The 26,216-nt window shown below is 32.4% G+C and carries 26 protein-coding genes and 2 pseudogenes; 5 read left to right on the forward strand and 23 right to left on the reverse strand.

Annotated features, from left to right (window positions below; translation table 11 throughout):
• Window positions 1–6 precede the first annotated feature (6 nt).
• The 7 genes from dltD to COE49_RS23500 all read right to left on the reverse strand — a co-directional run bounded on the left by dltD (window position 7) and on the right by COE49_RS23500 (window position 8,088).
• Window positions 7–1,188 (reverse strand): D-alanyl-lipoteichoic acid biosynthesis protein DltD, encoded by a 1,182-nt coding sequence (gene dltD, locus COE49_RS23470; RefSeq protein WP_088229220.1) that lies wholly within the window; start codon window positions 1,186–1,188, stop codon window positions 7–9.
• 336 nt (window positions 1,189–1,524) lie between these two features.
• Window positions 1,525–3,147: a peptide ABC transporter substrate-binding protein gene (locus COE49_RS23475; RefSeq protein ID WP_088229219.1), complete on the reverse strand. Its 1,623-nt coding sequence runs from the start codon at window positions 3,145–3,147 to the stop codon at window positions 1,525–1,527.
• A gap of 21 nt (window positions 3,148–3,168) precedes the next feature.
• The gene (locus tag COE49_RS23480) at window positions 3,169–4,170 is read right to left on the reverse strand and encodes a C40 family peptidase (protein WP_088229218.1); all 1,002 of its coding nucleotides are present in this window, start codon (window positions 4,168–4,170) and stop codon (window positions 3,169–3,171) included.
• 45 nt (window positions 4,171–4,215) lie between these two features.
• A complete protein-coding gene (locus tag COE49_RS23485) occupies window positions 4,216–5,262 on the reverse strand; it encodes a dipeptide epimerase (protein WP_088229217.1) in 1,047 nt (348 codons plus the stop codon).
• 67 nt (window positions 5,263–5,329) lie between these two features.
• Window positions 5,330–5,656, reverse strand: coding sequence for a DUF3870 domain-containing protein (locus COE49_RS23490; RefSeq protein ID WP_088229216.1), 327 nt, complete (start codon window positions 5,654–5,656; stop codon window positions 5,330–5,332).
• Window positions 5,657–5,956: 300 nt separating this feature from the next.
• A complete protein-coding gene (locus COE49_RS23495) occupies window positions 5,957–6,313 on the reverse strand; it encodes an FtsB family cell division protein (RefSeq protein ID WP_088229215.1) in 357 nt (118 codons plus the stop codon).
• A gap of 527 nt (window positions 6,314–6,840) precedes the next feature.
• Window positions 6,841–8,088 carry a DUF4153 domain-containing protein gene (locus tag COE49_RS23500; RefSeq protein WP_098252100.1) on the reverse strand — a complete coding sequence of 416 codons (1,248 nt, stop codon included), beginning with the start codon at window positions 8,086–8,088 and terminating at the stop codon, window positions 6,841–6,843.
• A 446-nt stretch (window positions 8,089–8,534) separates the two neighbouring features.
• Between COE49_RS23500 and COE49_RS23505 the strand changes: the two genes are divergently transcribed.
• Window positions 8,535–8,966, forward strand: coding sequence for a cytidine deaminase (locus COE49_RS23505; protein WP_098252101.1), 432 nt, complete (start codon window positions 8,535–8,537; stop codon window positions 8,964–8,966).
• Window positions 8,967–9,229: 263 nt separating this feature from the next.
• Here the strand turns inward: COE49_RS23505 and COE49_RS23510 are convergent, their stop codons facing one another.
• From COE49_RS23510 to COE49_RS23540, 7 genes and pseudogenes are all read right to left on the reverse strand, one after another.
• Window positions 9,230–9,460 carry a hypothetical protein gene (locus tag COE49_RS23510; protein WP_000789031.1) on the reverse strand — a complete coding sequence of 77 codons (231 nt, stop codon included), beginning with the start codon at window positions 9,458–9,460 and terminating at the stop codon, window positions 9,230–9,232.
• A gap of 174 nt (window positions 9,461–9,634) precedes the next feature.
• Window positions 9,635–9,809: pseudogene (locus COE49_RS23515) on the reverse strand (invasion protein); the annotation flags it as partial.
• Window positions 9,810–9,835: 26 nt separating this feature from the next.
• Window positions 9,836–10,579 (reverse strand): anti-sigma factor, encoded by a 744-nt coding sequence (locus COE49_RS23520; RefSeq protein WP_098840952.1) that lies wholly within the window; start codon window positions 10,577–10,579, stop codon window positions 9,836–9,838.
• A 10-nt stretch (window positions 10,580–10,589) separates the two neighbouring features.
• A complete protein-coding gene (locus COE49_RS23525) occupies window positions 10,590–11,141 on the reverse strand; it encodes an RNA polymerase sigma factor (RefSeq protein ID WP_088229211.1) in 552 nt (183 codons plus the stop codon).
• 215 nt (window positions 11,142–11,356) lie between these two features.
• The gene (locus COE49_RS23530) at window positions 11,357–11,848 is read right to left on the reverse strand and encodes a COG4315 family predicted lipoprotein (RefSeq protein ID WP_088229210.1); all 492 of its coding nucleotides are present in this window, start codon (window positions 11,846–11,848) and stop codon (window positions 11,357–11,359) included.
• A gap of 483 nt (window positions 11,849–12,331) precedes the next feature.
• Window positions 12,332–12,598 carry a hypothetical protein gene (locus COE49_RS23535; RefSeq protein ID WP_088229209.1) on the reverse strand — a complete coding sequence of 89 codons (267 nt, stop codon included), beginning with the start codon at window positions 12,596–12,598 and terminating at the stop codon, window positions 12,332–12,334.
• Window positions 12,599–12,742: 144 nt separating this feature from the next.
• Window positions 12,743–13,303 carry an AAA family ATPase gene (locus COE49_RS23540; protein ID WP_088229208.1) on the reverse strand — a complete coding sequence of 187 codons (561 nt, stop codon included), beginning with the start codon at window positions 13,301–13,303 and terminating at the stop codon, window positions 12,743–12,745.
• 221 nt (window positions 13,304–13,524) lie between these two features.
• On the opposite strand from COE49_RS23540, the gene COE49_RS23545 reads away from it, so the two are divergent.
• Window positions 13,525–13,803 (forward strand): hypothetical protein, encoded by a 279-nt coding sequence (locus tag COE49_RS23545; RefSeq protein WP_088229207.1) that lies wholly within the window; start codon window positions 13,525–13,527, stop codon window positions 13,801–13,803.
• Window positions 13,804–13,887: 84 nt separating this feature from the next.
• On the opposite strand, the gene COE49_RS23550 is transcribed toward COE49_RS23545, so the two are convergent.
• Both COE49_RS23550 and COE49_RS23555 read right to left on the reverse strand, forming a co-directional pair.
• Entirely contained in the window at window positions 13,888–15,627 is a 1,740-nt protein-coding gene (locus COE49_RS23550; RefSeq protein WP_098946118.1) for a Xaa-Pro dipeptidyl-peptidase, read from the reverse strand.
• 216 nt (window positions 15,628–15,843) lie between these two features.
• Window positions 15,844–15,942 (reverse strand): annotated as a pseudogene (locus COE49_RS23555) (response regulator transcription factor); the annotation flags it as partial.
• A 122-nt stretch (window positions 15,943–16,064) separates the two neighbouring features.
• Between COE49_RS23555 and COE49_RS23560 the strand changes: the two are divergent.
• Window positions 16,065–16,481 carry a hypothetical protein gene (locus tag COE49_RS23560; protein WP_141555251.1) on the forward strand — a complete coding sequence of 139 codons (417 nt, stop codon included), beginning with the start codon at window positions 16,065–16,067 and terminating at the stop codon, window positions 16,479–16,481.
• Window positions 16,482–16,564: 83 nt separating this feature from the next.
• Here the strand turns inward: COE49_RS23560 and COE49_RS23565 are convergent, their stop codons facing one another.
• The 3 genes from COE49_RS23565 to COE49_RS23575 form a co-directional block, all read right to left on the reverse strand.
• Window positions 16,565–16,996: a GNAT family N-acetyltransferase gene (locus COE49_RS23565; protein ID WP_098252108.1), complete on the reverse strand. Its 432-nt coding sequence runs from the start codon at window positions 16,994–16,996 to the stop codon at window positions 16,565–16,567.
• A 59-nt stretch (window positions 16,997–17,055) separates the two neighbouring features.
• Window positions 17,056–18,066: a phosphotransferase gene (locus COE49_RS23570; RefSeq protein WP_088229204.1), complete on the reverse strand. Its 1,011-nt coding sequence runs from the start codon at window positions 18,064–18,066 to the stop codon at window positions 17,056–17,058.
• A gap of 116 nt (window positions 18,067–18,182) precedes the next feature.
• Entirely contained in the window at window positions 18,183–19,787 is a 1,605-nt protein-coding gene (locus COE49_RS23575) for a M3 family metallopeptidase (RefSeq protein WP_098357528.1), read from the reverse strand.
• Between the two features lie 412 nt (window positions 19,788–20,199).
• Between COE49_RS23575 and COE49_RS23580 the strand changes: the two genes are divergently transcribed.
• Window positions 20,200–20,970 carry a putative protein N(5)-glutamine methyltransferase gene (locus tag COE49_RS23580; RefSeq protein WP_098946119.1) on the forward strand — a complete coding sequence of 257 codons (771 nt, stop codon included), beginning with the start codon at window positions 20,200–20,202 and terminating at the stop codon, window positions 20,968–20,970.
• 94 nt (window positions 20,971–21,064) lie between these two features.
• Here COE49_RS23580 and COE49_RS23585 read toward each other — a convergent pair whose 3' ends face one another.
• The gene (locus COE49_RS23585) at window positions 21,065–21,925 is read right to left on the reverse strand and encodes a DegV family protein (protein WP_088229202.1); all 861 of its coding nucleotides are present in this window, start codon (window positions 21,923–21,925) and stop codon (window positions 21,065–21,067) included.
• 225 nt (window positions 21,926–22,150) lie between these two features.
• Here COE49_RS23585 and COE49_RS23590 point away from each other — a divergent pair, with 225 nt between their 5' ends.
• Entirely contained in the window at window positions 22,151–22,582 is a 432-nt protein-coding gene (locus COE49_RS23590) for a GNAT family N-acetyltransferase (protein ID WP_088229201.1), read from the forward strand.
• Window positions 22,583–22,819: 237 nt separating this feature from the next.
• On the opposite strand, the gene COE49_RS23595 is transcribed toward COE49_RS23590, so the two are convergent.
• The 3 genes from COE49_RS23595 to COE49_RS23610 all read right to left on the reverse strand — a co-directional run bounded on the left by COE49_RS23595 (window position 22,820) and on the right by COE49_RS23610 (window position 25,971).
• Entirely contained in the window at window positions 22,820–23,839 is a 1,020-nt protein-coding gene (locus COE49_RS23595; protein WP_088229200.1) for a BC_2427 family protein, read from the reverse strand.
• 130 nt (window positions 23,840–23,969) lie between these two features.
• Window positions 23,970–24,665, reverse strand: coding sequence for a CsxC family protein (locus tag COE49_RS23605; protein ID WP_088229199.1), 696 nt, complete (start codon window positions 24,663–24,665; stop codon window positions 23,970–23,972).
• A gap of 535 nt (window positions 24,666–25,200) precedes the next feature.
• Window positions 25,201–25,971: a GNAT family N-acetyltransferase gene (locus tag COE49_RS23610; protein ID WP_088229198.1), complete on the reverse strand. Its 771-nt coding sequence runs from the start codon at window positions 25,969–25,971 to the stop codon at window positions 25,201–25,203.
• Between the last annotated feature and the right edge of the window lie 245 nt (window positions 25,972–26,216).

The raw sequence follows: 26,216 nt of genomic DNA on the forward strand, positions 1-26,216 counted from the left end.
TCTACTTTATTTCTCAGAATAAAACTTCTGCACCGCTTCATCAAAGTAAATCCAACCTTTCCAACCTAAATGAATTGTATCTTTTAAGAAATACTTATCATATTCATGGTTAGAGAAATCAACTACTGGGTATCCCGCTTTCTCGACTTGCTCGCGAACCTTATTATAATACACATCACGGCGTTCTTTCGGGAAACCAGCATAATCATACCAAGGTCCATTTACAGGAACAGAAATAAAGAGTGGTTCAACATTTTTTTCTTTGAAAAGATCTAAAACAATTTGTAAGTCATCATATTCTGGTGATTCATCATACGATTCATTTGCTCTAAAGTTTTTTAGACCTTTTAATTTTTTCTTGAAATTATGTTTATAGTAATACGGATTTTCAATTCCGAATGTATTTGTTGTAGATTCCGCTTTACCTTCTTGTTCCGCTTGTTTACGTGCATCTTCCCAAGAAAGTGAACGTAGTCCCGTATTTGTTTTCTCTTTCATCGGTTCGATCTTAAATAGGGAATTAAATAAATCTCTATGATCTAAAATATTCCGGTACATATATGCTAGCGGTTTAGCTAGCCCAGCTTTTATATTATGTTTTGTATCGTTATATACAATACTTTCTAGAGAACTACTTAATATCGCATCTTTACGAACAACTTTATAATCTAGCAAACGTTCCGCAATTTTTTTCTTCATTTCAGGATTTATTTCGTCATTAAAAATAAAATGATAGGCTTGTTGTTTGGAGAAATTATTTGTAAAATCCCCTTGTGATACACCGGTTTTTGTAAACCATTGTGGTGAAAGAACAAAGACTACCTTTTTACCTTCTAATTCATCCATCGTAGATGTCATATTTAAAATATGAGCTAAACTTTGCGTACCGCCAGTTCCAATTAAAAATGGTGTGAAACCTGCTGGATTTACTTTGAAATAATTGGACGGATGGTATGCATCCATTCGTAAAAATTCAGATGAACCGTACATCGGTAAATACTGCGAATTCTCTAACATTTTCTGCTGTAAGAAAACACTTTGTAATTTTTCTTTTTGTAAGGAAGTTGCCGCATCTTCAACTTTCTTATCGCTAATAAGTGATACTAAATTTTTAGATGGAATAAGCACGACAATGAAAAAGAGTAGACATGCTATAATAATTGGACCAAAAGCATGTTTCATCTTCATCGTCTATTCCTCTTTCTCTCGCTATTAAATTGTAACCCTTGTTTTTGACACGTCATTTTTTTCTCCTTTTTCTCTATACATGTTCCATTCTATTTATCTATTATATACATGTATGTATTTCTTTCCTTGTTCTATTAAATCCTATATAAATAGCGCAAGAAAATGTTTCCATAGAAACACGTTAATTATACAAGATTCTACATAAATTTCACACTGGAATTTTTGTAACAATTTTATTTATCAAAGATGAAAAAACATAATAAATGTCTATAATTCATTTGAATATAAAAGAAAAAAACAGACTATCACATTTGTGAAGTCTGTTTTTCTACCATTTTATTTTTGTACATTTGCCCACTTTAAACTTGTTGCTGGACCGAATTGATGTACGTATAGATCTTTCACGTAAGGTTTTTGCAAGTAAGATAAACCGCGCTGGAATACCGGTGCAATTACTGCATCATCAAGAAGTATTTTTTCAGCATCTTGCAGTGCTTTCCAACGTACGTTTTCATCATTACCTAATTCAGTTTTAATCTTTTTAATTAACGCATCATATTCTGGATTTGCATATCCTGTATTATTGACAGTACTTCCAGAAAGGAATACTTCTAAGTAAGTCATTGGATCTGGATAATCAGGTAACCAACGTGATAATGACATTTCATATTCTTTCTTCTTCTCAAGTGCTAGTTTTTGAGTATGTGGTTGTAGTTTTACATTCACTTTTAAGCCTGGTAAGTTTTTCTCAAGTTGTTCTTTAATATACTCTCCTACTTTTTTAAAGTTTTCTAAGTCATAGTTCAATAGTTCTAATGTCACTTCATTTGTACCTGTCTCTTGTTTTGCTTTTTCCCAATATTCTTTCGCCAGTTTTACGTCCGTCTTATTAAACTCACCTGCTGTACTTCTAAAATCTTTCTTATCTGGTCCTTTTAAAAACCCTTTTGGTACGTAGTAGTTCGCAGCAACCGATCCATCGTTTAAAAATGAAGTTGCAAGGCCTTTCTTATCAAACACTGTACTCAGCGCAAGACGTGCATTTTTATTTTTAAGAATCGGTACATTTTCATTGAAACGGAAGAAGTACATAACCGGATCTGTATATTGCTTTAGTTCTTTACTAGTTTTATATTTATCTACAAATTCTGTGGAAATGACAGCTCTATCAACTTTATCTGTCTCATATAAATTTACCGCAGTTGAAATTTCTTTAACAATTTGATAGTTTACTTCATCTAATTTCACTTCTTTTTTATCCCAATACTTATCATTTTTCTTCATTGTAAAACTAGCTTCATGCTTCCACTCTGATAATGTAAATGGCCCATTATATATCGTTTTATTTGCTTCTAATCCGTATTTATCACCTTGTTCTTTCGCATACTTTTCATTAATTGGATAGAAGGACGGTAAAATGAGTAGTTTCGTAAAATACGGTACAGGATGTTCTAGCTCTACAACAAATGTTTTATCATCCTTTGCTTTTATCCCTAATTCATCTAGCCCTAGCTGCTTCTTATTTATCTTCTCAGCATTTTTTACATCGTACGCAATATATGCATATTGAGAAGCCATATCTGGATTAATTAGTTGCTTCCAAGCATACACGTAATCATGAGCGGTTACTGGATCTCCGTTAGACCATTTCGCATCACGTAAGTGGAACGTATATGTCTTTCCATCTTTACTCACTTCATACTTTTGTGCTCCCGCCTCAATCACTTCATCATTTTTTGATAAACGGAATAGCCCTTCCATCACGTTATTTAAAACGTTAAACGAGACCGCATCTGTTACTTTACCTGAATTTAATGATGGAATTTCACCCGTTTCTAGTAGCTGTAATACTTTCTTCTCATCTTTCGGCTTTGTAGCTGTTTTTTCTTTTGCACAGCCAACTAAAAATGAAGAAACTAATAGAGTACTAACTAATGAGTAGCGAACAACTTTTTTCATGTAAAAACCCCCCTCTATGTTTTAAGGCAAGTAACGACGTGCACCAGCAAATTCTTCAATATATCCTGGTGTATTGAGCGGTATAATTTCTACCGACCTTTCAGCTTTTGGAGAGTGAATCATATTTCCATCACCAATATACATCCCCACATGATGAACACTACCTTTCCCCTGATCATGTGCAAAGAAGATTAAATCCCCTTTTTGTAAGTTTTCTTTATCAACCGCAACTCCATTTCTTGATTGTGGACCAGAATCCCGCGGAATTGTAATACCGTGTGATTTATAAATCGTATGTGTAAACCCGGAGCAATCAAATCCAAAACCACTTGTACCTGCCCATATATACGGTAAACCTAAAAACATTTTTCCAGTGTTTATTAAATCGTCGGCCGTCGGAGCCGGAATATCATTTTGAGAACGATAAACAGTGCCATCATTTTTCCGTAGCCACGCCTTCTGACCATTTGGCAACAATACACGGTATGAAATTGTATCTTCACTAAGTAGCGGCAGACGCGTATTATAGCTAACTTCAAGTGATTTATATTTTTCAGAAGGATTAATATATATAATCGCTGTCGGTTTCGTTACTAATACGAAAGGTTCATTTGTTTTATCTGCAAATTCCTGATTATATGTTAATTGTTTTTCAGGCATCCATCCCGGATAACCTTCTTCGTTTCGTGGTGTTGGCTGACCATGGACTAACACTTTCACCCAGTCACCTCTCTTATCAACAACCGTTACTTCTTGACCGAGTAGTGCTTGCGTTTCTAATTTATTCGCACTTGTTAACCATAGCTTCTCATCAAGTGTCATTGATTTCGTCCACTTCCATAAATCAACTGGATTTGTAGCGCTCGGTGCATCAATTGGCCGTAATGAATCAGGCGCAGTCCAAAGTGTCGCAGCAGATACATCTATAAATGCTGTACTATCCTTCTTTTCTTCAGCATTTACCGATGTAAACGATGAAAAAATAAATAAAGTTGTTAAAAATGCAGTTCCTACTTTTTTCATATATATCCTCCTTAAAAGATAGTTTACTAGTCACTTCTTCTAAGATTAAATATTCACTGTAGAATGGAGGTTTACCTTTGAACCAGAATACGTCATTCCCTCAGGCTCCTCCATTAACCACAGTGGTGCATCAAGATCAAAATAATGAATATTAGGATGAGCTGCTGCTAAATGTGCAACAGCGCTAACAGAAAGCGAAGATTCCATCATACTGCCCACCATACATCTCACACCAGCTGCTTCTGCGATATCTGCAATACGCCATGCTTCGCGTATGCCACCACATTTCATTAATTTAATGTTGATTAAGTCTGCATATCTTCCTTGAACGAGTTTTAAGGCGTCACTTGCTGAAAATATACTTTCATCCGCCATAATTGGCGTTTGTACATTTTCTTTGACGTACTTTAACCCATCCCAATCTTTCGCGTGTACAGGTTGTTCAATAAATTCAATATTTAAATTACGATTTTCCATCTCTTTAATGATAGATACCGCTTCTTTTGGACTCCATCCTTGATTCGCATCTAAACGTAACGTCGTATTTTTTGGGACCACATTTCGAATTGCCTCAATGCGCTCCAAATCTAAATGTGCCTCTTTCCCCACTTTAATCTTTAATGTTTGAAATCCTTTTTCTATATGTTTCTTCGCCTCTTTTGCCATAAATAAAGGTTCATCTACACTCACTGTAATATCTGTATAAATTTCTTTCTTCCCGCCTAATAATGCGTAAAGTGGAACGTTTTGATATTGACAATATACATCGAATAAAGCGATATCTACCGCTGCTTTCGCACTTGTATTTCCAATACAACTCATTTGAATATACTGGATCAATTGTTGAAATTGAATCATATCTTGACCAATTAAACATAAACGAATCGGCCCTAATATCGCTTCCTCAATCCCACTTGCAAAATCACCTGTAATAACTGGTGTTGCAGCCGCGGCACCCTTTCCAACAATGCCTTCGTCCGTATGAATATATACATCTATAGTTTCAATTTCTGTTACAGTGCGAAGTGCTGTTTTAAAAGGAGTATGAAGCTTTACATGTCGGCGCTTCACTTTTATATCCGTAATTTTCATGTCGATCATCCTTTCGTTGTCCAATAAAAAATCCAGCCGTAAGAACATGCTTACGGCTGGATTTTGTCTATGATTGAGTAGACAAAGCAGCAATCTGATTATATTTTTTTTGCGCATCTTTTAGCGCCACAAGTAGCGCCTTTTGAGATGAACCGAAATAACGATTTTTAATTTCCATGACTAGCTCTGGATCGTTTATACTTTTATATAAGAATAAATATTTAACGAACTGCGATGTTAATGCAATTGTTGCGGAACAATCTGCATCAACAATTTTTCCTGTATCCTTTTCGATTACAAATGCTACAAAATAACTTTTAAACTTCTCTGTAATCGGATTATTTTGAGGAGATTTCGCATCTCCTACAATATAAATTGTATTTGAAGCGTACACAACTATCTTCCTTTCTTATACGAGGATAACGGTTTTCTTAATAGACGTATGAGTGGTAACTCAACGTTGATTAAGAAATGTATCCGCTTACGCACATTATATAAAATTATCAGAATTTTAACAACATTTATTTTTACATATATTCCATAATTAAGGATATTCATACATTTGACTGGAGAAATCTCTAACTCTTCATCTAAAAATATGTCACTATTCCTTGTAACATGCTAAAATTTAACTCCTTCTTTTTCCACACTTTCTTCACAAATAAAAAACAGTTAGCTATAGCTAACTGTTTCATTACTTTGGCAATACGAAAATTGTTTCATTTGACTTAGAAAATTGATATTCTTTTCTCGCAAACTTTAATATTTCCTCTTCATTATCCGTTAAATTCTCGATATTCGTCTTTAAAGACAAATGATCCTTTTCTAATGAAACTAATTGTTTTTTTTGACTTGTAATCGTATTTTTTTTATTCATTATTATCTCTTGTTGCTTCGTTAAAATATATTGAACGTACAAAGTAGTTGCTGCAATAAAAAGGGTCATTAAAATAAGTCGTCTTAACTTCTTTTTGTTTATAGTACGATTGTGACTAGGCTGTGATTGTTGCTCTGGTATATTAGGAACATTTACTCGTTTGAGTTTCCTCATTCAAATCCCCCTAACCCATATTTTTCACTACCATCGGCACGTTTTCTTATTTAACTAAATTCTATTTTTATAAAATAAGCTCCTTCACAAAAATATCTCATAAATTAACCAATTAAAGATAGCATTCGACGACATTTCCGTATTTCCATCGAATTTTTTTATGTATGCTGCAATAAAATAGTAGTTTATGTTATTCTTTTTCTACTATTGTAGAAGAGTTTTTCCACACAAAAAAATAAATATAGATAAATGAAAGGACATTACATGACTAATATGTAATGTCCTTTTCCTCATCAATCCAACAACTATAAACTTCAACATAAGCAACCTTTTCAAGTTAAAAATCCATATAGATATATTTTGAAGAATCCAGTTGCGACAATATATTATGTCTTCTAGTTTGAATACCCTATTTTTTAACTTTAGTAATGAAAATAAGCCGATATTACACAATGCTGTATAATATCGGCTCTAGTAATTTTATACGTTATAGAAGATTAACTTTTCATTACATTTACAGAACTCTTCTAATTAAAAATGATCGGAAAAGTAAATGTAACGAAAGCTGCCCAAAGTCCATAGGCCGGCAAATACTTAGTAACGGCATCTTGGATAGCTGAAGGTCCAGATTTATTTTGTAGAAAACGCATATAGGAGAACATAATCCAAATTAGATTTGCACAAATAAGTATGTTTACTCCTAAAACAGCCAGCCTATTAGGCGTAATCCCATAAGAAGAAAGTCTAAATACGATAGCTGACAGAGCTACACTGTCAATGATAAGCGCAAGAACAATTAAGGCAAAATTTATATAATCTGAAATGTTCTTTTGCTCGTCTGAGTTGCTCTCGGTAATAGAAAATACAGTAACTACCAATACACCAAGAAGTATCCCGTTGAAGGCTATCAGGAAATTGCGATCCAAGAATGGATTTTTCCCTACCCATATAACCGTTATAAGATATACCAACAATGTAACCAAGACAAGCGGACTAAAAATTTTAGCTATATAGGGTGTAATATTCTTAGCAAGTTTAAGATTCATTGATACTACATATGCAGCCACAATAGCGAGAGCGGCAGCACCAAATAAAACGACATTACTAAAATAGAAGTCTCCTATATCCAAGTCAATAAAGCTAAATAATCGCATGGTTAATATCGCTAGTATCATTCCGCTAACTGCCATACAGGCGTAGAGAATACAATATTCTAAATTGAATTTAATATAAGCTAATCTTTTACTTCCTTTTGAATATTCATTTCCTGTAAATGCAAGTCCTACCAATACCCATAAAAATATAGGAAAGTGTAAATAGGCAAGGATAATACTGTCTTTATAATTTAATGGCAGCATATTAAAATACAATCCGGAAATTAGGAACAACGCTGCAATGGAATATATAACACTTTTTTTCGGCGTATTTTTGTAAATAAAATAGGCAGCAATAAAAGGGATTATACCAAAAGCTAGGTTAATTGGAGCAATTACTTCCTGTTCAACAAAATGGAAAATGATCCTAGTGCTTATCCCGGCCAAAATGGATAAAATGCCCATGAATAAGAAACCTTTTTGAATCAAGGAAGTTTTCCCTGTATTTTCCGCCTCCTTGAAATGCAATCTTTCATACCAAATACCCAGAACTTGAGAATCAGGATTTTGTTCCCATGCATGTGAGAATGACTTTTTAAAAGCTTTCGGGTCTTTTCTATACATTTTCTCCAACTCATGAGGGTTATCAATATTTTCAACAATCCAATTGTTAATATCCATAGTTATGCCTCCCCTAATAATTATTATGTTACGTTTCTCCGACAGTAATTAACTGTCTTCATCACTCCTGAAAAAATAACAGCTATTTTTAAATACAAAGTTGTTTCTTTTTCAATAAAAAGCACCTCAATTATTCATTCTGATTTTAATACAAACTTTATTGTTTTACAATAAATTTTTATCAATTAAAATAATATTTTTATTGTATTTTTGTTTCAAGGAAAAATAAAAAGTATTTCTCATTCCAAGAAATACTCTATAACTTTTTATAAACATCGACTAGGCTACTTCTAGTTGTTATCTTAATTGCACGTTTTCATTTGAAAATCAATAGTTTACATAATAATATTATTCGATTGATTTTAATTAAACTTTATTGTCTATTTTAAATATTAAAATTTTCTGTTAAAATAATCGTATTATGCTTATTTTAAGGGGGAGAGATTATGTTACGAGTAATGCCTTTAGACACTGAAGACTATGATTTAATTAAAGCTGCTGAAAAAGTAATCGAAAAAAACTATAAGTATGGTCGCCACCATATCGGTTCAGCTGTACGAACTAAAACGGGAAATGTTTATGCAGCAGTACATGTTGAAGCAAACGTCGGAAGAATAACAGTATGCGGTGAAGCTATGGCAATCGGAAAATCTATTTCAGAAGGTGATCATGAATTTGATACTATTGTAGCAGTTGCTCACCCACACCCTCACGAAGATATAGAAAAATGTTGGGTTGTTGCTCCATGTGGCATGTGTCGAGAATTAATAAGTGATTATGGAAAAAATACGAACGTTATCCTTTCTTATAATGGCGAAATTGTAAAATGTAACGTAATGGAATTATTACCTGAAAAGTATACAAGTGAAGTAAAATAATTTTTAATGCTTACAATTAATAAAAAAATATTATTCCAATAAATACAAAAAACAATCCGTTTTTGAAATGGATTGTTTTTGTATTTCTTTTTTATGCAGTTTATTTTTTCTTATTTTTATTCTTAATAGAAATTCATTAATGAAAAATGAAATCAGAATATATTCGTGTATATCACGATAGAATTTATCATTCGAAAACAAAAATCCACTTTACCCTTACATTTGAAAAATATGTATAAAACTCTCTTAATTTAGTAGCCTTATCATACCAATCTATAACAATTCTGTCTTCTGCCCTTACCTGTTTCCTTTAACACATACGACTTCAAAACAAGAGCGGTTAACGAATCTGTTAATGTTTTATATGATAAATTAGATAGCGCCAATAGATCGTTCGTATATAACATTCTATGTTTCTCTAATAATAATAGTACTAATCGCTCTGACGGTTTTAATGCCTCATCACTTTCTAATATAAAGTCTATATTTTTCATTTCTCTAATTCTTACTCCTCATATAAAAAAATACGTTAAATGATTATTTAATATAAAAATAATACATAACAAAATTCGAAATATATTAAAATAACATCGTCTTAAAACACTATTACACTATAACATATAAAAGGCATTTCCCCAAATTGGAAATGCCTTTTATATGTATCTATTTTATTTATATAATTGATATGATTGTTCTAGCCCTATATTATACTTTATATTATTATCTGTCCATTCTCCCCCTAAACCTCCTGGCCATTCTGATGTATTGGTAACATATTTAAGTAAATTTCAACCCTTCAATCTTTTTTACAACACGTTCATACGATTTGACTACACTGGAAATTTCCGTGAAATTACTGCGGCATATGTTTAAGTCCCTAGTACTTTTTTACCAAGAGGTTTCGTGCTATTCGAATCTGGTTCAATTGTAATACCAATGTTATCAAAGGACACGGGCTGTTTTTGTGAGATTTCATATGTCAAGAGTCCAGAACCAGTTTCATCAGGTTTAAATATTCCAGCGTTTTTTCTTTCTCCATCTTTTAACAACCAAACTTGATACACTTCTGAATTTTTTACTTGTGGCAAATGTTCGGCTTGTACAATTAATTTTTTCTTTTCTCCTTGTTGCATAACAAATATATAGCCCTTTGTATTTTCATGGTTTTGATCGCTTGATATTAATGGCCGAGTAGAAATTACTTTAATCGGATCACTGCTTAATTCATGCTTAGCTAAAGATTGTATTTTTAATTGCGAATTTTCGATTGTTACTGCTACAGTAATCACTGCCATTATCCCTAATAATACCGTTGCCAACGGTGTAAATTGTTTTCTTAGTAAACCCGTCCATTCTTTCAATTTCGCTGTTACTGTATTATCTCTACTCGTTTGTTCGTGAACAAATATAAAATCAAACACTTCCGCTTTTAATGTTGCTGGTACTTCTTTCTCTTCAAAATCGAAATGTAACGCTTCCCAAGCTGCCTGCATTGATGAATACTCAGTTTGACATTTCAGGCATGTCTTTAAATGTTCTTGAAACTTTCTTTGTTCTCTTTCATCAAATGTATTCGTAACGTAAGATAATAAATGCTCACATTCTCTCTCCATACTATCCCCTCTATTCTAGATATCTTTTTAATCGCTTTAAAGATTGATGAAGACGACTTTTAGTGGTTCCTACTGGTTCACCTTCCATTTTAGCAATCTCACTAAGGGAATAACCTTTCCAATATAGCAAGTCGATTAATCTTTTTTGAGATATAGACAAATTCTGCTTTGCCTTTTGAATTTCAACACTGTGCATCCTTTGCTCGATTTGATTTTCCGAATCTGCTATATGCATATGTTTTTCAGAATCATAAATATTTTGAAAGTTTTTATACATAAGTTCTTTATTTTCTTTTCGGACATAATCAACACATACATTCCTCGTAATAGTAAGTATCCAATTTACGAAATCACCTTTTGAAGGATTATACATACTTTTAGTTGTCCAAAGTTTCAAGAAAATTAATTGAACAACTTCTTTTGTTTTGTCTTCATTTCCTTTGAAAAATTTAAAAGTGAAGCTATATATCAACTTAACATATCGTTCATATATTTCTTCTAATGCAGGACGATAGTTTCTTTGTACTAATTGCATTAACTCATAATCATTTTTTTCTTTCATTTTCACCTGCACTCCCTATTGTTTTTCTTTAATTTTTGATAATTCTAAATTAACTTAATTATATAATCCAAATAGAGAAAAAGGAACCACCAACAACGTTGGTCGCTCCTTTTAGCAGAATATTTATCCCGCTATTCGCGGGCAGTAAGACCCCCACTTCAAAATTCATTGAGGTGAATAACTGCTGGCATGTGCCCTATTCAACATGCTTCCCATCACTGCTTAAATGTAGTTTCACTATTCAGTACAAACCATATATCTTTAACCCCTTGTCCATTTATATCCCCTTTTGATTTATCATTAGCAAAATAGTAAAGAGGATAGCCTTTATACGTTACTTGTTTCTCTTTTGTATCTTCTCTTGTTATCGTAGCAAAGTCTTTTTTATCAAATCCTTTTGGAACTTCAAAATCTTTCGCAACAAATGGTGGCCAAAGTTTTACACAATCACCACTACAATTACTTACCTTAGATGTGTCTTTTGCAAAATAATAGAGTGTCTTTCCGTTTGAATCTGTTAAGTATTTTCCAACCTTATCGTTCTCTAATACTTGTAAACTAGGAGATTCGTTTTTATCACTACTAACTTCACTCACCTTTTCTCCACCCGTTTTCTTACTTTGAGAATCTTCTTTCTGATCGCTATTACACGCTGTTAATAAAAAAAGGCTTGCTAATATAGACACAATACATTGCCATACTTTCATACTGATTCCTCCTTCAATTTTTTATTTATATTTAAGGTAACGATAGAAAGGTTTAAATGGTTTGATAAAAAATAAAAAAAGATGCAAGTTGTTCATCTCTCCCTCTACTTACATCTTTTTTAACTCTATCAATTTATGTATTTTTCTTATACCAAAAAGGGATACTCCCCTCATAGTATTCTATATCTCTACAATAAAGTTCACTCAAAAATACCTCATAACCAAAAGTTTTACGATAAATAAAAAGAATCAATTTTGAAAGGATTGATCAAAATTGATTCTCTTCTAGTAAATTTAAGTTTAGTTTTTATAGAAAAGGGCATTTATTTAAAAACGAAATACCCTTTTTGTATTATGATTTGTTGTGCGATTCTACATTTATAACGACATTTCCCTCTTATCATTTCCGTTACAAAATGAAACACATATATACGGATTAAAAATTATGGGATTACCTACGTCTTTTTGATTAACATTTTTACCTTATATAATATCTCTTGCAATATGTGGTTTACTATAATGACTCGTTCCACCACCGCCTACTATTACTTTTCCACCTTTATCAAAGATTAATAATTTTCTTGAACCATCAGAAAGTAACACTACTACTTCTGCATTGTCATTCGTAGCCGTATATATTACATATCCACTCTTCGAAATACAAGTTGCCCAATTCTTATCAAATTCCGATCTTAGCACTCGATTAGAATACACTTGATTTTCAATTCTTCCAGGTTGTTCGTTTTCCAATTTCTTCTTACCTTCTTTCTGAAGTTGTCATTTTTATATAAATGACGGTTTCTCAGTAAATTAGTGACCGCCTTTAATATAAATAGTATATGTGTTTATTAAGAAAATGCTTGGACAACGAAAACATAACAACATTTAAGTATTTTACAACCGGAATTTTTCCTTAAGCATTACAGCTACTTCTTTAGCACTCAAATGAGTATTATTAATTTTTATATAATCTTCTTTTTCAATTTCACCATGAAATGAATTTAATCTATGTTTTTCCAACGTCTCTTTTAAATTTTTTTCAGACCACTCAATGTCTCTTTTTTTCGGTTTATGCTCTAATCTATGTGAACTTTTATTGCGTTCCAATCTTTCATCTAAGTCTGCTTCTAGCTCTACAAAATATACTGTGCCACCTTTTGATTCAAAAATGCTTACTATATGATTTATATATTCCCAATCAGATTGCAGATCCAATGCCCAAACATATGTAAATATCATTCCATATAGGTTACTATTAGACACTTCTTCAAAGAGTTCATTCCGAAACAAACTCACTAATCTTTTTGCTTCCTTTGTACTGTAATCAAAAAATGGACTAACAAAATCAATTGTCATATGATTATGAAACAACTTCAAATCGGTTATTTTCTCTAATTCATGTCCAACCGTCATTTTCCCAACTGCTTGTGGGCCAAATATTATTATGAATTTCATATTTTTTCCTCCGAACCACATAAGATTGAAAATAAGGCAGTCACTTTTGTATCAACTTTAAAATTATCCTTAAGAAATGAAATAATGACTCGTGCCACTTCTAACGTTTCTTTGAGAATTTTAAAAAACGTTCTTGGCAATACTCATTTCCATAGAATGTAATCATATTGTATAATATTCCCTTCAAAATAAACATGTGGAATTCTCAAAAGGAGGATATAATGAATTCATTAATTGGATTTCTTTTTCTTCTTATCGCTTCTAATACACTAATTTTCTTTATAGCAAAGAAATATAAGCAAACATGGAAAATAGCTAGTTGTATTTTTATTCTTTCTTCTCCTCTTGTTTTTTTCACCACTTTGCACATAATTGGTGAAAAAGTAGGAGATGGCTTCGCTGGAGGAATTGCTGGACTTACCTTTGGAGGACTTTTAATCATAAATGCAATAGTCTTATTTGTTGTAAGTTTTTTTGTTTCAACAAATAAAAATTCATAATAAATCACTACATTTATAAAAATATATCATTTCAAATGACAAAGAGCTTACTATAGTAAGAGTAAGCTCTTTGTTTTTAATCATTTATTTCACAATCGGTAATGTCACTTCACTTAATTTTACTGTTAGTTTTGTTCCAGCTTTCGGTCTAATTGTATAGTCGTAGTCACTTGCGATTAAAACAACTCCTATTTGATGCCCAGCTTTAAATACATAATCATCTGGTTGCATATCCCATGTAAATGTATAATCTTTACCTGGTTGAAGTGCTGTTGAGTTTTTTATGCTATTTAAGTTTTGTGGGTCCATCCAACCTCTCGTAACGATTTCAGGCTTCGCTCCGCCATAATCAACAAGTAATGCCGTTAAATTAGATACAGAGCGATCAATATTTCCTGTAAATGAAATCTTCGGTGTACCGCTAATACGCGTGTCTTTTTGCAGTACAGGCATTGTATACACTAATCGATTTGCTACTTCTAGATCCGGATTTTCTACTAATTGATTTGACTTTATTTTTGCATCATCAACAAATGAGAAAACCTTATTAGCAGATCCCATACTTAATGGTAAATTAACTGCTTTATTACTTAAATACATGCGAACTTTTGATGGTACAGCTGCTGAATCTGGCCAATTTTTCAACTTTTCCCATGCTTTATTTTCTCGTTGTACATCAACCATTGGTTCATCCATAATTCCATTTTCAATTCCGTACAACCAATAATCTAACCATTTATTTTGTGTTTTTTGCCAGTCATTACTTGACGTACCACCATGTCCACCTTGATGTAACCACATTTTACGAGGTACATCATTTTCTCCCAGCGCATCCCACCATTGTGCGAACTGCTTCGTTTTTACGTTCCAATCGTTTAAACCATGAACGACAAATACACTTGCTTTTATATTTTTAGCATCTTTTACATAATTTCGTTTATCCCAAAAATCATTATAATTACCAGTTTTTCGGTCCTGTCCAGCAGTCAGTTCTTTTATTATGGGACCACAAACTTCTGGATTCTTTCTTGTTAGTACTGCTTCTGCCATATTATCTGTATCTTCCCCTTGATATCCACCAGGAGCAATAACTGCACCATTTGCGCGATAATAATCATACCAACTACTAATCGCTGCGATTGGAATAATCGTTTTTAATCCTTCAACTCCAGTCGTTGCAACAGCATTTGGTAATGTACCATTGTAAGAAACCCCTGTCATACCGACATTTCCTGTAGACCAATCAGCCTTAACTTCCTCACCATTTTCTGTATAGGCTTTCGCACGTCCATTCACCCAATCAATCACAGATTTCGTCCCAAGTATTTCTTGTTCATCTCCAGTTGTCGGACACCCATCTGATTTTCCAGTCCCAATACTTTCTCCTAAAATAACGGCATAACCTCTTGGCACGTAATAATTTCCGTATGAACCAAGATTAACCGCCCCATACGGCTTTCCTTCATACGCATACAATTCTTTATCTACATTGTAAACCGGAACATCTTTTAACCCTGCCCGATATGGGCTCATTTCATAAATAACAGGAACCTTCACATTCGGTTCAGTCTTTGGACGCATTACCTTTATTGATACGCGGTCCTTTTTACCATCGCGATCACTATCAACTTCTGTCTCTACAAATAAATTTTCAATAATTGCTTCATCAAGAGAATAAATTGGTTTTGTCATCCCATTTTCTAATTCAATTTTCGTACTGCTTGTCTCGTCCTTCTTCTCTGCATGCACATCCGTTGTCAAGTTAGGTATAAAAGTTGCAGATAGCATTGCTGACAGTGTAATTGCTATTTTCTTTTTACTCAAAATGTCCCCTCCCCTTAATTGCTCTCTTTTACTATATAATAAAATAACTGAAAATTCAGTTTTAATTTTGTGTAAAAGTTGAGAAATTTATGGTGATGTATCTATCGATCATCGGTAATTTCTAAAACTGTAAAAAAGACTAATATTTCATTAGCCTCTTTTCATATTCACATAAAATTGTATTTCTTCACCTATAATAGAAACTTCATATCCAAAACCGTCTTTCGCTAATAAAACTTCGAAATCTTCTTTTTCAAAATAAGCTTTTAGAATTTTTAACATATCTTGTTCATCATCTGCAATTAATACTTTCATGCTTATTTCTCCATTACTTTTAAACAAAAAATCAATTGTATCATACAACTTCTTTGTTACATGAATGTGAAAGAAAAATATTTATATCTATTGAGGGTATAGTAATGATGAGGTGTTATACTATGATTAAAAAAATCGGCGTCATTACTCTTCTTTTCTTCTTATTATCAACAAATGCTTTCGCAAATACAAATAAACAAATTGAATTATTTGATTGTCAAAAAGAAATGGTCGTTCAAAAGCAATCTTTAAATCCAGCGCTTGAAAAAGAAGCAGTCCAATACGCTAAAGCAATCACTGGCCCATTTAAAAACTTAAATGTTGTTCCGAAAGATGGCCATATGATAAAAATCCCTTTATCTAAACCAGTTTCCATCACAAATCAATGGTTACATTCAACAATTGATGAAGTACTTATCTTACTTCCTCTTAATGAAAAACCTTATATTATGCTTTACGATGATGAAAATAATCCACATTTTTATTATGTAAAAGGTGATCCAAAAGTTTTATTGAAACAGATGAAAGTTAAAATGTAATTGGATTGGTCTCTAATCTAATTTTCACAATATAAATCAACAACTAAAATAGCTGTCCAAAACTTTTCTTTGGACAGCTACTCCTATAATACTTTATAATGACTAGATCCTTTATACATGTTCCCTCTTACAAATCCATTTGCCATATAGAACGCATCACCTTGTTTTGTATCTGTATGTAAAATAACAATTTGAAAATACTTCTCCGCATGACTTAATAGCCGATTTAATAATAAGTTCCCTAACCCTATACGCCGATAATCCTTTGAAATGTAAAATCTCCTTAACCGGCCAATCTTATTATCTTCTGTGTATGGATCTTGATTTAAGCCCCCAATTCCAATTAACATTTCCTCTTGAAACATACCATATAAACATTCACCAGTTTTATTAAATGTATTTACTTCGCTTTCATATTCATTTACTAATTTCGTTAGGAAGTTAAAGCCTTCTTCTTTACTTTCTTGGACAAGGTGATGAATCTCATATTTGAATACATCTTCAAATTTCTTCATTTGTATTTCTTTCAACTTTGCCACCTACTCCATCTTTTGAAATTTATTTGAACGTTTGCTTATTCATTATTTAACCAATTCAATAGTTTAGGAATAGTATCTGCATAAAGATTGATGTCATTTAATGTTGTAGTCACTTGATTCGTTCCTAGTTTTTGCTCCTCTTCATCCGTACATTCAAGCCTTAACGAGCGCTTTACATTATACTCTAGCCAACCTAACCTCCCTAAAAATCCTGTTGCTAATATATTTTCCCAGTTCGCATGTAGTGCACCAAACTTCTTTTTATATCCATTTATAAAAGAATCGAATCTTTGTTTATTAAGTTTACCTTGTTCATTTTTTGACCAATAAATTGCAGTTTCTATTAAATCCTGCATCGGATTAATATAACCAGCTGATTCCCAATCGATAAGTACTGGTTTATTATAATTCCACATTACATTCTTAGGATCTAAGTCTCTATGACTAATTACCGTAGTTGTTGATAGCATTTTGGATGCTTCATTCGCAATTGCATTCCACCTTTTAAGGTTTTCATAGCTTTTTAAGAATAGCTGATACCATTCCAAATGTTCTTCTTCGCCTCTTACTAAGTAATAGTTCCAATCAATTAATTGGTCGTTTTCGAATGTATCATTGGTTATACTTAACTTTGTAAAATCAGTTTTATGTATTTCCGCAAGTATTTCACCTATCTTTTCACATTGGGTATTATTTATTTCATCGTCTTTCAATCTTTTACCTTCCACCCAATCAAATATAAGATAAAATTGGTTATTAATTTTATGTAAGGAATCTCCATTGATTTTTTTAGCGGGAAGAGCTGGTACCTTCTTCGATATGAGAGTAGCTATCTTTTCTGAATGTATATAGTTTTGCACCGCCGTCGTTCTAATCATAATTTGTGGATTTAAAAGTTTTATCGCGTACTTTCCTTTTGTCGTTTCAATTGCATACATCCGATGCAAAAGACCTCCACATATAGGTTTTGGAGAAGTTAACAATTCTCCAAGAAAAGATTGTTTACATATCCCTTCAAATTCTAATTGATAATTTATGCTATCCATTCTTTTCACCTGCTATTCTAAAATTACTTGTTCAAATCTATGAAAAAATGCTCAAAAATATTAGAGCATTCACTCGATATATTTTTAATAGTCCCCATTATTTAGTTTCGATTCCTTTAAATAAGCCTCAAATATTCGTCTACATCTTTATGAATTTGCATAAAGGCTTTATTCCAAAATTCATAATCTGTTATATCTATTTCAAAATGTTTTTTCATAAGTTCTTCTACTGGGGCCTTTCCTGTTTCTCGTAAAAACTCTTTATACTTCGAATGAAAAGTACTTTTACTTTCCTGAGCTACTTCTAATAAACTAAAACTTGCTAAATACCCGAATGTGTATGGATAATTATAAAAAGGAACATCTGCAATATAAAATTGAATGTATTTCATCCAAACGAAGGGCTGGTATTCACTTAAAGCATTTCCATACGCTTCTTCTTGTGCTATTATAGATGTTTTTTCTATTTCATCAGCACTTAAAGGACCTGCTTTACATCTCTCATAAAACTTCTTCTCAAATTGAAACGATGCTCGAATTGCCATTACATAATTAAAACAGTTTCTTATTTTCCAACTAAGCAATGACTTTTTCATATCAATACACTCTGTAGTTTCGATTAAATAGTTTATGAGTACAGTTTCAAAAAAAATAGACGCTGATTCTGCTGTACTCATTGGCAAATAATCATCTAAAAATGAACTAGACTGTTCAAAACTCATATTATAAAAATGCCAAGCGTGACCTAATTCGTGAGCAAGTACCCTTACACTATCAATACTTCCATCATAACGCATTGAAATTCGCGATTCTTTCTCACTGAAAAAAGGAGCACAAAATCCACCTGGTGGTTTATTCTCTCTCGGTTCCGCATCTATCCATCCACTCACAATCGCATTCCGTGCAAATTCTGCTAATTCTTCATCTATAATCTTTAATGCATCATATATGTTTTGTACTGCTACTGAAAAAGGAATACTATCCCCATTATTTTCCTTTACTGTCATAAGTTCATGCCATGTAATCGGAGTTTTCCCTTTCTTATACACGTTTAAAGCACTTACTAATTTATTAAGATTTTCTTCTGTCGCATTCCACATTTGTAATAATACAGTTTCAGAAATACCATTTGCATGAAGAGATTGTGTTAAAATCTCACTATCTTCTATCTCGCAACTTTTTGCATTACGTAATCTCCCTATTTGATTTAACACAGTCGCAAAGATTTCTTTTTCCTTATTCAAAGCATTTGTAAGAGAATCAAATACTTTTAATCTTTTATTAGGATCATCATTATTCATTGCAACGTAGTTTGCTTGTCCATAAAATAACGTATCTTTACCATGTATTACTTCAATCTTGTTTCGTAATTGTATATACATATTTTCCCAAGCTTTCAGTTCATTTTCTAATAGGTTAATAATTGGATTGTTAACACTTTGTTCCTTACTAGATTCTATTAATAGTTGAACTTCTTTCTTTAATTGATTTGTTTTTACACTTAGTAAAGTATCTTCAGGTTGTGTATCATCTTCAATAGATCGGCAATATAAGTAATACTCTGCTTTTTCAATTGCCTGTATAAGTTGTGAAAGGATTACTTGGTCTTTTGTTGCTTTATATTCTACTTTTAGCTGTTCTATAGAAATCATAAGGTCCTGTTCATTGGAATATAATCTGCATAAATTCCAGTTAGTCGGAGCTTGTATAAGCATTTTCATTTTAATAGCCTCCTATTTTTACAAATAGTTACAGAAAATTAACCTCTCCACAATTATATACGAACCTACAATATTTTAATATTTTTAAATATTCTTTCTTAAACGAATCCAGATTAACATTCCTTATTTTCTCCTATTTAAAAGTCTACCTTTTTTCGAATGTAAGTAGCATTAAAGCACTAAATCTACTGCTATTGGAATAAGTATTACTCCTCCAATAAAAGGGTAAACCGCTTCACAACATGTAAACGCAATAATAGAAAAAATTTCACCTAGCCTATTCTTTATTAATTTAACTCCAACCACAACAGAAGGATATCTTCACTCTTTAACGAATACAGGATTATAAATAACCTTATCAAAAGTGGTGAGATAAATAGGAAAACAATTTAATTTCTTATTAGACGATAAAATGGAAAAATGTATAATTAAACAGCTTCAGAGCGCTGGTTGTGTTTTCGCAGCAGAAGAGGCTCGTTTCCTTATCTCAGAGGCACGAACTCCTGATGACCTTAAGAAAATGGTGAAAATGCGAGTTGATGGTTTACCTCTAGAATATGTTGTTGGATATGCAGATTTCTGTGGTGTGAGGATAGAAATGGACCGAGGTGTTTTCGTACCGCGCCAACGTACCAAATTCCTTGTTCACCAAGCTGAAGCCCTGTCATGCTCCAATGATGTCATTGTTGACTTATGTTGCGGATCAGGTGCTGTAGGTGTCGCACTGTCGGCAGCTTTAGGACGGGTTGAATTATATTCTGTTGACATTGACCCTATCGCAGTACAATGCGCTGGACGCAACGTAATGGATTTCGGTGGCCATGTTTTTGAAGGTGATTTGTATAAATCTCTTCCCCTTTCACTTAAAGGTCATGTGAACACCTTAGTTGCGAATGTACCTTACGTTCCTACTGAAGCTATCAAACTGCTTCCACAGGAGGCTCGCCTATATGAATCAAAGTTGGCGCTTGACGGCGGAGTGGATGGACTTGATATTCAGCGAAGAGTAGTAGATGAAGCGGTTCTCTGGCTAGCACCAGGAGGACATCTTTTGATAGAGACGAGTGAAATACAGGCACCTCAGACATTTGAAATTTTCACTCGTGCTGGCCTCACTACGAAAGTGGCTAGAGACGAGAAATTGGACGCTACTGTTGTTATCGGATTGAATTCTGTTTTTTAGATTAAATACGTACTTAGACTTAATCACAAACGAAATAATAATTTTCTTAGCATTATAACAATAAACAAAAAGGATTGATCAAAAGATCAATCCTTTACCCTACTTTATTTAAGAAGAACAATGTTATAACACCAGGTCCTGTATGTGCCCCGATTGCTGCTCCGATTGTATTTACAATAAATACTTCACAGCCAAATCTTTCAGTAATTAACTCTTTTAACGCTTCAGCTGTTTCTAAGTCATCACCGTGTGTTATACCAATTGTTTGACCTTTAAGGTCTTTTCCACGCTCTTCCATAATATCTACAATTCGGCCAAGTACTTTCTTTTTCCCTCTTACCTTTTCAAGTGGTACAAGTTTTCCTTCTTCCACGTTTAATATCGGCTTAATGTTTAATAAACCGCCGATAAAACCTGCTACTTTACTTAAGCGCCCGCCTCTAACAAGGTACTGTAAGTCAGCTACAGTGAAGATGTGTTCCATATGCTTCATTAGAAAAGCGACACGGTTTAAGATATCTTCTTTTGTTGCGCCTTCTTTTGCCATTTTAGCAGCCTCTAATACGACAAGCCCTTGACCTAGTGAAGCGCATTTCGTATCGATAATTTCTAAATCTAAGTTAGCGTATGTTTCTTTCACTTCTTCTTTAATAAGAACTGACGATTGATATGTACCTGATAGTTCAGATGAGAAAGCTAAATATATACAAGGATTACCTTCTTTTGCATAAGAAACAAATTTTTCTTGGAATGTTTCAAGTGAAGGCAATGACGTTCTGTAAGCCGCGCCTTCTTTCATGTTTTGCAATAATGTAACTGAATTTAATGTAACTCCATCTAAATACTCTGTTTCTGCTTCATCATATACACGGAGTGGAATTAAATCAATATCATATGCCCGCAGCAATTCTACCGGTAAATCCGCCGCACTATCCGTAATGATTTTAACACCCATTTTTAAACCTCTATTCTGTTAAAATATAAAAAAATAATAATAAATAATAGTACTTTTAAATTATATACGTAAAACATAAATGAAGAAAGGGAAAGACTTTATATTGTATGCACTATTCTTCAAAACTTGAACCACAGAGAAAAATCATTTCGATTTATCCTCTTTTCACCAGTTATTGAGCTATATATAATGAGAACATTAATACTTTTCCGAAAGGGGAGGCATATGGGTATACAACTAGCCACCATTCAAGATTTAGAATGGATTAATAATCAATATGCATCTGTAGGATTTGCACCAAGTGATTTAAAGCGGGATAAAGTTGCGATTATTACATGTAAGGGTGAGTATGCAGGTGTAGGTCGTTTAGTCCAAATTGACGGAGAGACTATGGAAATGGGTGGTATTTTCATCGCTCCTAAATTTAGAGGGTTACAATTAGCAGAAGCACTCGTTTCATTTTTAGTGCAAACAGCGCAGGAATCACATATTCAAAATGTATTCTGTCTCCCTTTCGAGGAATTAAAAAACTTTTATAAAAAATATGGTTTTACTGAAATAGATACTACACAAGAGGTTGTCCATCCAGTTATTCTAAAAAAATATAATTGGTGTTTAAAAACTTACGATAAACATGTATTACTATTTAAGTTGTGAGTTTTCTTTACTTGTAGGGGATATACCTTCTAATACACATCATGTTTTAACGAATATTTATCCGTTTTATCTATCGTATAATTGCATAATTTTTTCAATCAACCCATCAGTTGTATTTTGGATTTTTTCCCATCCCTTATTTGCTAGCTCGTTTACAAACTTGCTAGCATTATTTTTAAGTTTCACTATTACATACTCCTGAAGATATTATTAGCTAATTTATGGAGATATGATCATTTATTTAATCCGCACCCAAGCTTCCTGTTCTTGTAATAATTGTACTGTTAATTCCAATACAATATTTTGTATTAGCTGATACGCATTATCATGAAATGTACTGCGCTCTGATATAAATTCTATACATTGAAAAATATAACCTTCTACAAGTAAACTCCCTTTTTCAATTTTAGATGGATTATTTCCTTCCTTTATTATTTTAGGCAATAAGAATTCTTTTTTTGTTAAAATAATTTCCTGTGACACCTCTTTTATCCCTGTAACTTTTTCTTTAAATTCCACTTTTTCTTGCAAACTAATTTCACCTTTATATCTCCCTATTTCTATTGGTAGTTTCGCAGTTATATAATTATTTACGTCTGCCTCATCTTCCTTCTCTAATATTATACCGTGGATAGGAATCCACGAAGATGCATCTACCCAATTCTCCTCCATATTCCCTTTTACTTTTTTATTAGGAAGTTCTAAAAGCACTCTCTTTTCATAAAGATTTGAAGAAATTAAATTACAATTAACTTCTCCATGATAATGTTGCACTGTAGTTAATAACTTAGCATCCAGCTCACGCCCGCCTACATTTTGTTCATTACGAAATAGAAACGCTTCTTGAGTTTTCACATTTATATTAGGGAATTTTATAAAACTAGTCACATCCGAAATAATAGAAAATGGAGTTTTTACTACTATTGAACGCACTGAAGTCTCTATTTTTGATCCTGAATCTATACTTTTTTTCTCTAATCCAATTTCTTTACTTTCTTTCTTTGATTCAATTGCTATTTCCTCTTCCTCTAATCTAACCTCTTTATCTTCTTTTACTGATCCAGTTTCTTCTCTTTCTTTCTTTGATTCAATTGTCATTTCTTCTCTCTCTGGTTCAATTACTACGTCTTCTTTTTTTGATTCAATTTCTTCAATCCCCCCTTTTTTTCTTATTTCGCCCGAATCATCTTGACCATTCAGTATTTTCTCTTTGTAAACTTTGTTCCATATTTCCTTACCAACCCATGGCTTATTCATCACCATCCCCCCCCATCTGATGAAATTCATAAGAATATGCTTTTGGTACACGAGTATTTCATCATTATATATGTTTTATAATAATAAAAAAGACATTGTCTTTTTATTAAAGACAATGCCTTTTTTATTTTTATACTTGTACTTGTTGTACTTGCAACACTTTTAAAGTAAGGTCTAGTACAATTTTTTCACGAAGAGTACCAAATGGCTCGTTTAATTCTGTTGGACAAGGGGAAAAGTCTAACTCGAAAAATTGAGCGCTTACTAATTCGCAATACGGTTGTTCATTATAAAAAACTGTATTTTCGAAGAAGTATTTGTCTAAACGTGGTAGATCACCATTTTTAGGATTAATAAAGTGAGAAGTAGTATCTGAGGAAGCAGCTACTAAAGCTAGTGATAGAAAATCAGCTTCCATTAAATCCGCAAAACCAGAAAATGGAACATTAGCAACGCGGTCATATAGCACTCCATTACACTCATCATTTGCATATTCAATATTTTTACGAATATATCCTTGTACAAATAATTTTGCTCTTGTAACTCGGCGGAAATTTGTACCTGGTACTGGAGTAAATGCTACAGGAACTAACTTGCATTGTGTTAAAAATACATTTTTTAAAATACGTTTAATTTCCACTGCTGGAGGATCTAATGAAATATCAGATTCTACAACAATTTGAATTGTTCTTTCTGCTAATACAACTGGTATTTTTACAATTGGCGCTCCTGGAGTAAGAATTGGTGTTGCAGCTGCATCACTTAATGGTGTTTGAGTTTGTCCTTCTACTTGACATGGTACATTAATTGGGCATTGTTCACTCATATTTTATAATCTCCTTTATAAAAGAATTTAGAGCTTTTTAACTCTCTTTACTGTATATGTACTTTTTCTATTAATGCGCGGGCTTGTATCATAGTCACTTTTATCATTTGCAAATATAAAGAGTGTTCTCTCTTTAATAATCAAATACACCCAGCTTAATATACCTAGTTTTTATGAATATTTACCTATTAAAAATGAAATTTCTTAACTAGAATCGCGGAAAAATACCATAATATGTTGAGTAAGTTCAATAGTTAAAAAGATAACAATATTTCCGAAGAAACTTTCAAAATTCTATTCTTAAATTTATTAAAACAGATAAAATTAATTTTGTTAATTTCTTCATTTCATAATATTCATGAACCAGCAAATTAATATTGGAAGCACCTTACCTTATTGTTAAAAAATAAAAACCGACTTTTTCAAGTCAGTTTTTATACCCAATTTGTCATTTTAAAAAAGGATTAATTAATATTAATTTAATAGGATTTATTAGCTTTTTTGTGTTGTTCAATTCGTATCAATCCCCGTTCATTTACCTATTATCCACAAAATAAGTATCATAGGCCCTGTCAAAAATATATCCTAGCTTTTCTGCTAATTTGGCAGATGTAGTATTCGCTGCATCCCAGTTTGGATATTTACCCTTTTCTAAACAATCCAATATTAACGCCGCACTTACTACAGTCGCCAAACCTTTTCTTCTATGATTTTGATCAGTCGCAACTTCAATCTCAATTCCATCATCATAAATGATATATGATGATGCACCGCATACAACTTCTCCTTTATACAAAATACAATACCCTATACCTCGGTTTATATAATCTTCAACTGATTGAAATTGACTTGTAAAATCTTCAGAGGCTTTATGTAATGTAGGGTTATTTACGATATCTTCATCTATTCTTCTTAACTCGTATCCTTTTGGAAGCACTGATATAAAAGATTGTAATTTTGAACGATTAAAAACTTCAGCATTACGTTTGAATTTATAGCGTAAAAACTTATCTATTTTTCTTCCGTAAAATGTTTCTAAACGCTTTTTCCAATCTTCACTATTTACGATTACTAACATTCTATCAGGAATGTTACGTACTAATTCTTCTGTTTCTTTCGCATTTGAATCCCCAGCATAAAATGTGAAAATCCCTATCGTAACTTGCGCTACTGTTGGATTTTCAAGATTATTTACCCAAGCGGTCCCCATATGTCCCTGTAAATAAGACAGTAAAACAACGTTATTGAAATCTTCGAACATAGTAACTAGTTTTTCTCTTGTATACATATTCGCTTCATATATCATTTACATTCCTGCTTTCATTAGAATCCATGTACCTCTACTTTTTTCATAAGCCCTTTTATTCTACAAATATGCAAACGTCTACTAAATTCCATATAATTATAAAATATTCATAAATATAAAATTATTATAACATCTAATCAAAAAAGTAAAATTCACTTTTGCAATTTCAAAATACACATCTTTATATCTAAATAAAACCAATTTATTGAAAAACTTTTTCACGTATACCAAACCCATCTAAATAA

It is taken from the genome of Bacillus sp. AFS029637 (genome assembly GCF_002584985.1).
In the GTDB taxonomy this organism is placed as follows: domain Bacteria; phylum Bacillota; class Bacilli; order Bacillales; family Bacillaceae_G; genus Bacillus_A.

What these genes read in the sequence shown, in the direction of transcription:
- COE49_RS23545 (WP_088229207.1), top strand. Translation starts at nt 13,525, where the DNA reads ATGAATTCATTAATTGGATTTCTTTTTCTTCTTATCGCTTCTAATACA.
- COE49_RS23605 (WP_088229199.1), bottom strand. Translation starts at nt 24,665, where the DNA reads ATGAGTGAACAATGCCCAATTAATGTACCATGTCAAGTAGAAGGACAA.
- COE49_RS23505 (WP_098252101.1), top strand. Translation starts at nt 8,535, where the DNA reads ATGTTACGAGTAATGCCTTTAGACACTGAAGACTATGATTTAATTAAA.
- COE49_RS23575 (WP_098357528.1), bottom strand. Translation starts at nt 19,787, where the DNA reads ATGAAAATGCTTATACAAGCTCCGACTAACTGGAATTTATGCAGATTA.
- COE49_RS23565 (WP_098252108.1), bottom strand. Translation starts at nt 16,996, where the DNA reads ATGAAGAAATTTGAAGATGTATTCAAATATGAGATTCATCACCTTGTC.
- COE49_RS23510 (WP_000789031.1), bottom strand. Translation starts at nt 9,460, where the DNA reads ATGAAAAATATAGACTTTATATTAGAAAGTGATGAGGCATTAAAACCG.
- COE49_RS23530 (WP_088229210.1), bottom strand. Translation starts at nt 11,848, where the DNA reads ATGAAAGTATGGCAATGTATTGTGTCTATATTAGCAAGCCTTTTTTTA.
- COE49_RS23525 (WP_088229211.1), bottom strand. Translation starts at nt 11,141, where the DNA reads ATGAAAGAAAAAAATGATTATGAGTTAATGCAATTAGTACAAAGAAAC.
- COE49_RS23475 (WP_088229219.1), bottom strand. Translation starts at nt 3,147, where the DNA reads ATGAAAAAAGTTGTTCGCTACTCATTAGTTAGTACTCTATTAGTTTCT.
- COE49_RS23500 (WP_098252100.1), bottom strand. Translation starts at nt 8,088, where the DNA reads ATGGATATTAACAATTGGATTGTTGAAAATATTGATAACCCTCATGAG.
- COE49_RS23590 (WP_088229201.1), top strand. Translation starts at nt 22,151, where the DNA reads ATGGGTATACAACTAGCCACCATTCAAGATTTAGAATGGATTAATAAT.
- COE49_RS23480 (WP_088229218.1), bottom strand. Translation starts at nt 4,170, where the DNA reads ATGAAAAAAGTAGGAACTGCATTTTTAACAACTTTATTTATTTTTTCA.
- COE49_RS23495 (WP_088229215.1), bottom strand. Translation starts at nt 6,313, where the DNA reads ATGAGGAAACTCAAACGAGTAAATGTTCCTAATATACCAGAGCAACAA.
- dltD (WP_088229220.1), bottom strand. Translation starts at nt 1,188, where the DNA reads ATGAAGATGAAACATGCTTTTGGTCCAATTATTATAGCATGTCTACTC.
- COE49_RS23580 (WP_098946119.1), top strand. Translation starts at nt 20,200, where the DNA reads ATGGAAAAATGTATAATTAAACAGCTTCAGAGCGCTGGTTGTGTTTTC.
- COE49_RS23485 (WP_088229217.1), bottom strand. Translation starts at nt 5,262, where the DNA reads ATGAAAATTACGGATATAAAAGTGAAGCGCCGACATGTAAAGCTTCAT.
- COE49_RS23520 (WP_098840952.1), bottom strand. Translation starts at nt 10,579, where the DNA reads ATGGAGAGAGAATGTGAGCATTTATTATCTTACGTTACGAATACATTT.
- COE49_RS23610 (WP_088229198.1), bottom strand. Translation starts at nt 25,971, where the DNA reads ATGATATATGAAGCGAATATGTATACAAGAGAAAAACTAGTTACTATG.
- COE49_RS23585 (WP_088229202.1), bottom strand. Translation starts at nt 21,925, where the DNA reads ATGGGTGTTAAAATCATTACGGATAGTGCGGCGGATTTACCGGTAGAA.
- COE49_RS23595 (WP_088229200.1), bottom strand. Translation starts at nt 23,839, where the DNA reads ATGAATAAGCCATGGGTTGGTAAGGAAATATGGAACAAAGTTTACAAA.
- COE49_RS23540 (WP_088229208.1), bottom strand. Translation starts at nt 13,303, where the DNA reads ATGAAATTCATAATAATATTTGGCCCACAAGCAGTTGGGAAAATGACG.
- COE49_RS23560 (WP_141555251.1), top strand. Translation starts at nt 16,065, where the DNA reads ATGATTAAAAAAATCGGCGTCATTACTCTTCTTTTCTTCTTATTATCA.
- COE49_RS23570 (WP_088229204.1), bottom strand. Translation starts at nt 18,066, where the DNA reads ATGGATAGCATAAATTATCAATTAGAATTTGAAGGGATATGTAAACAA.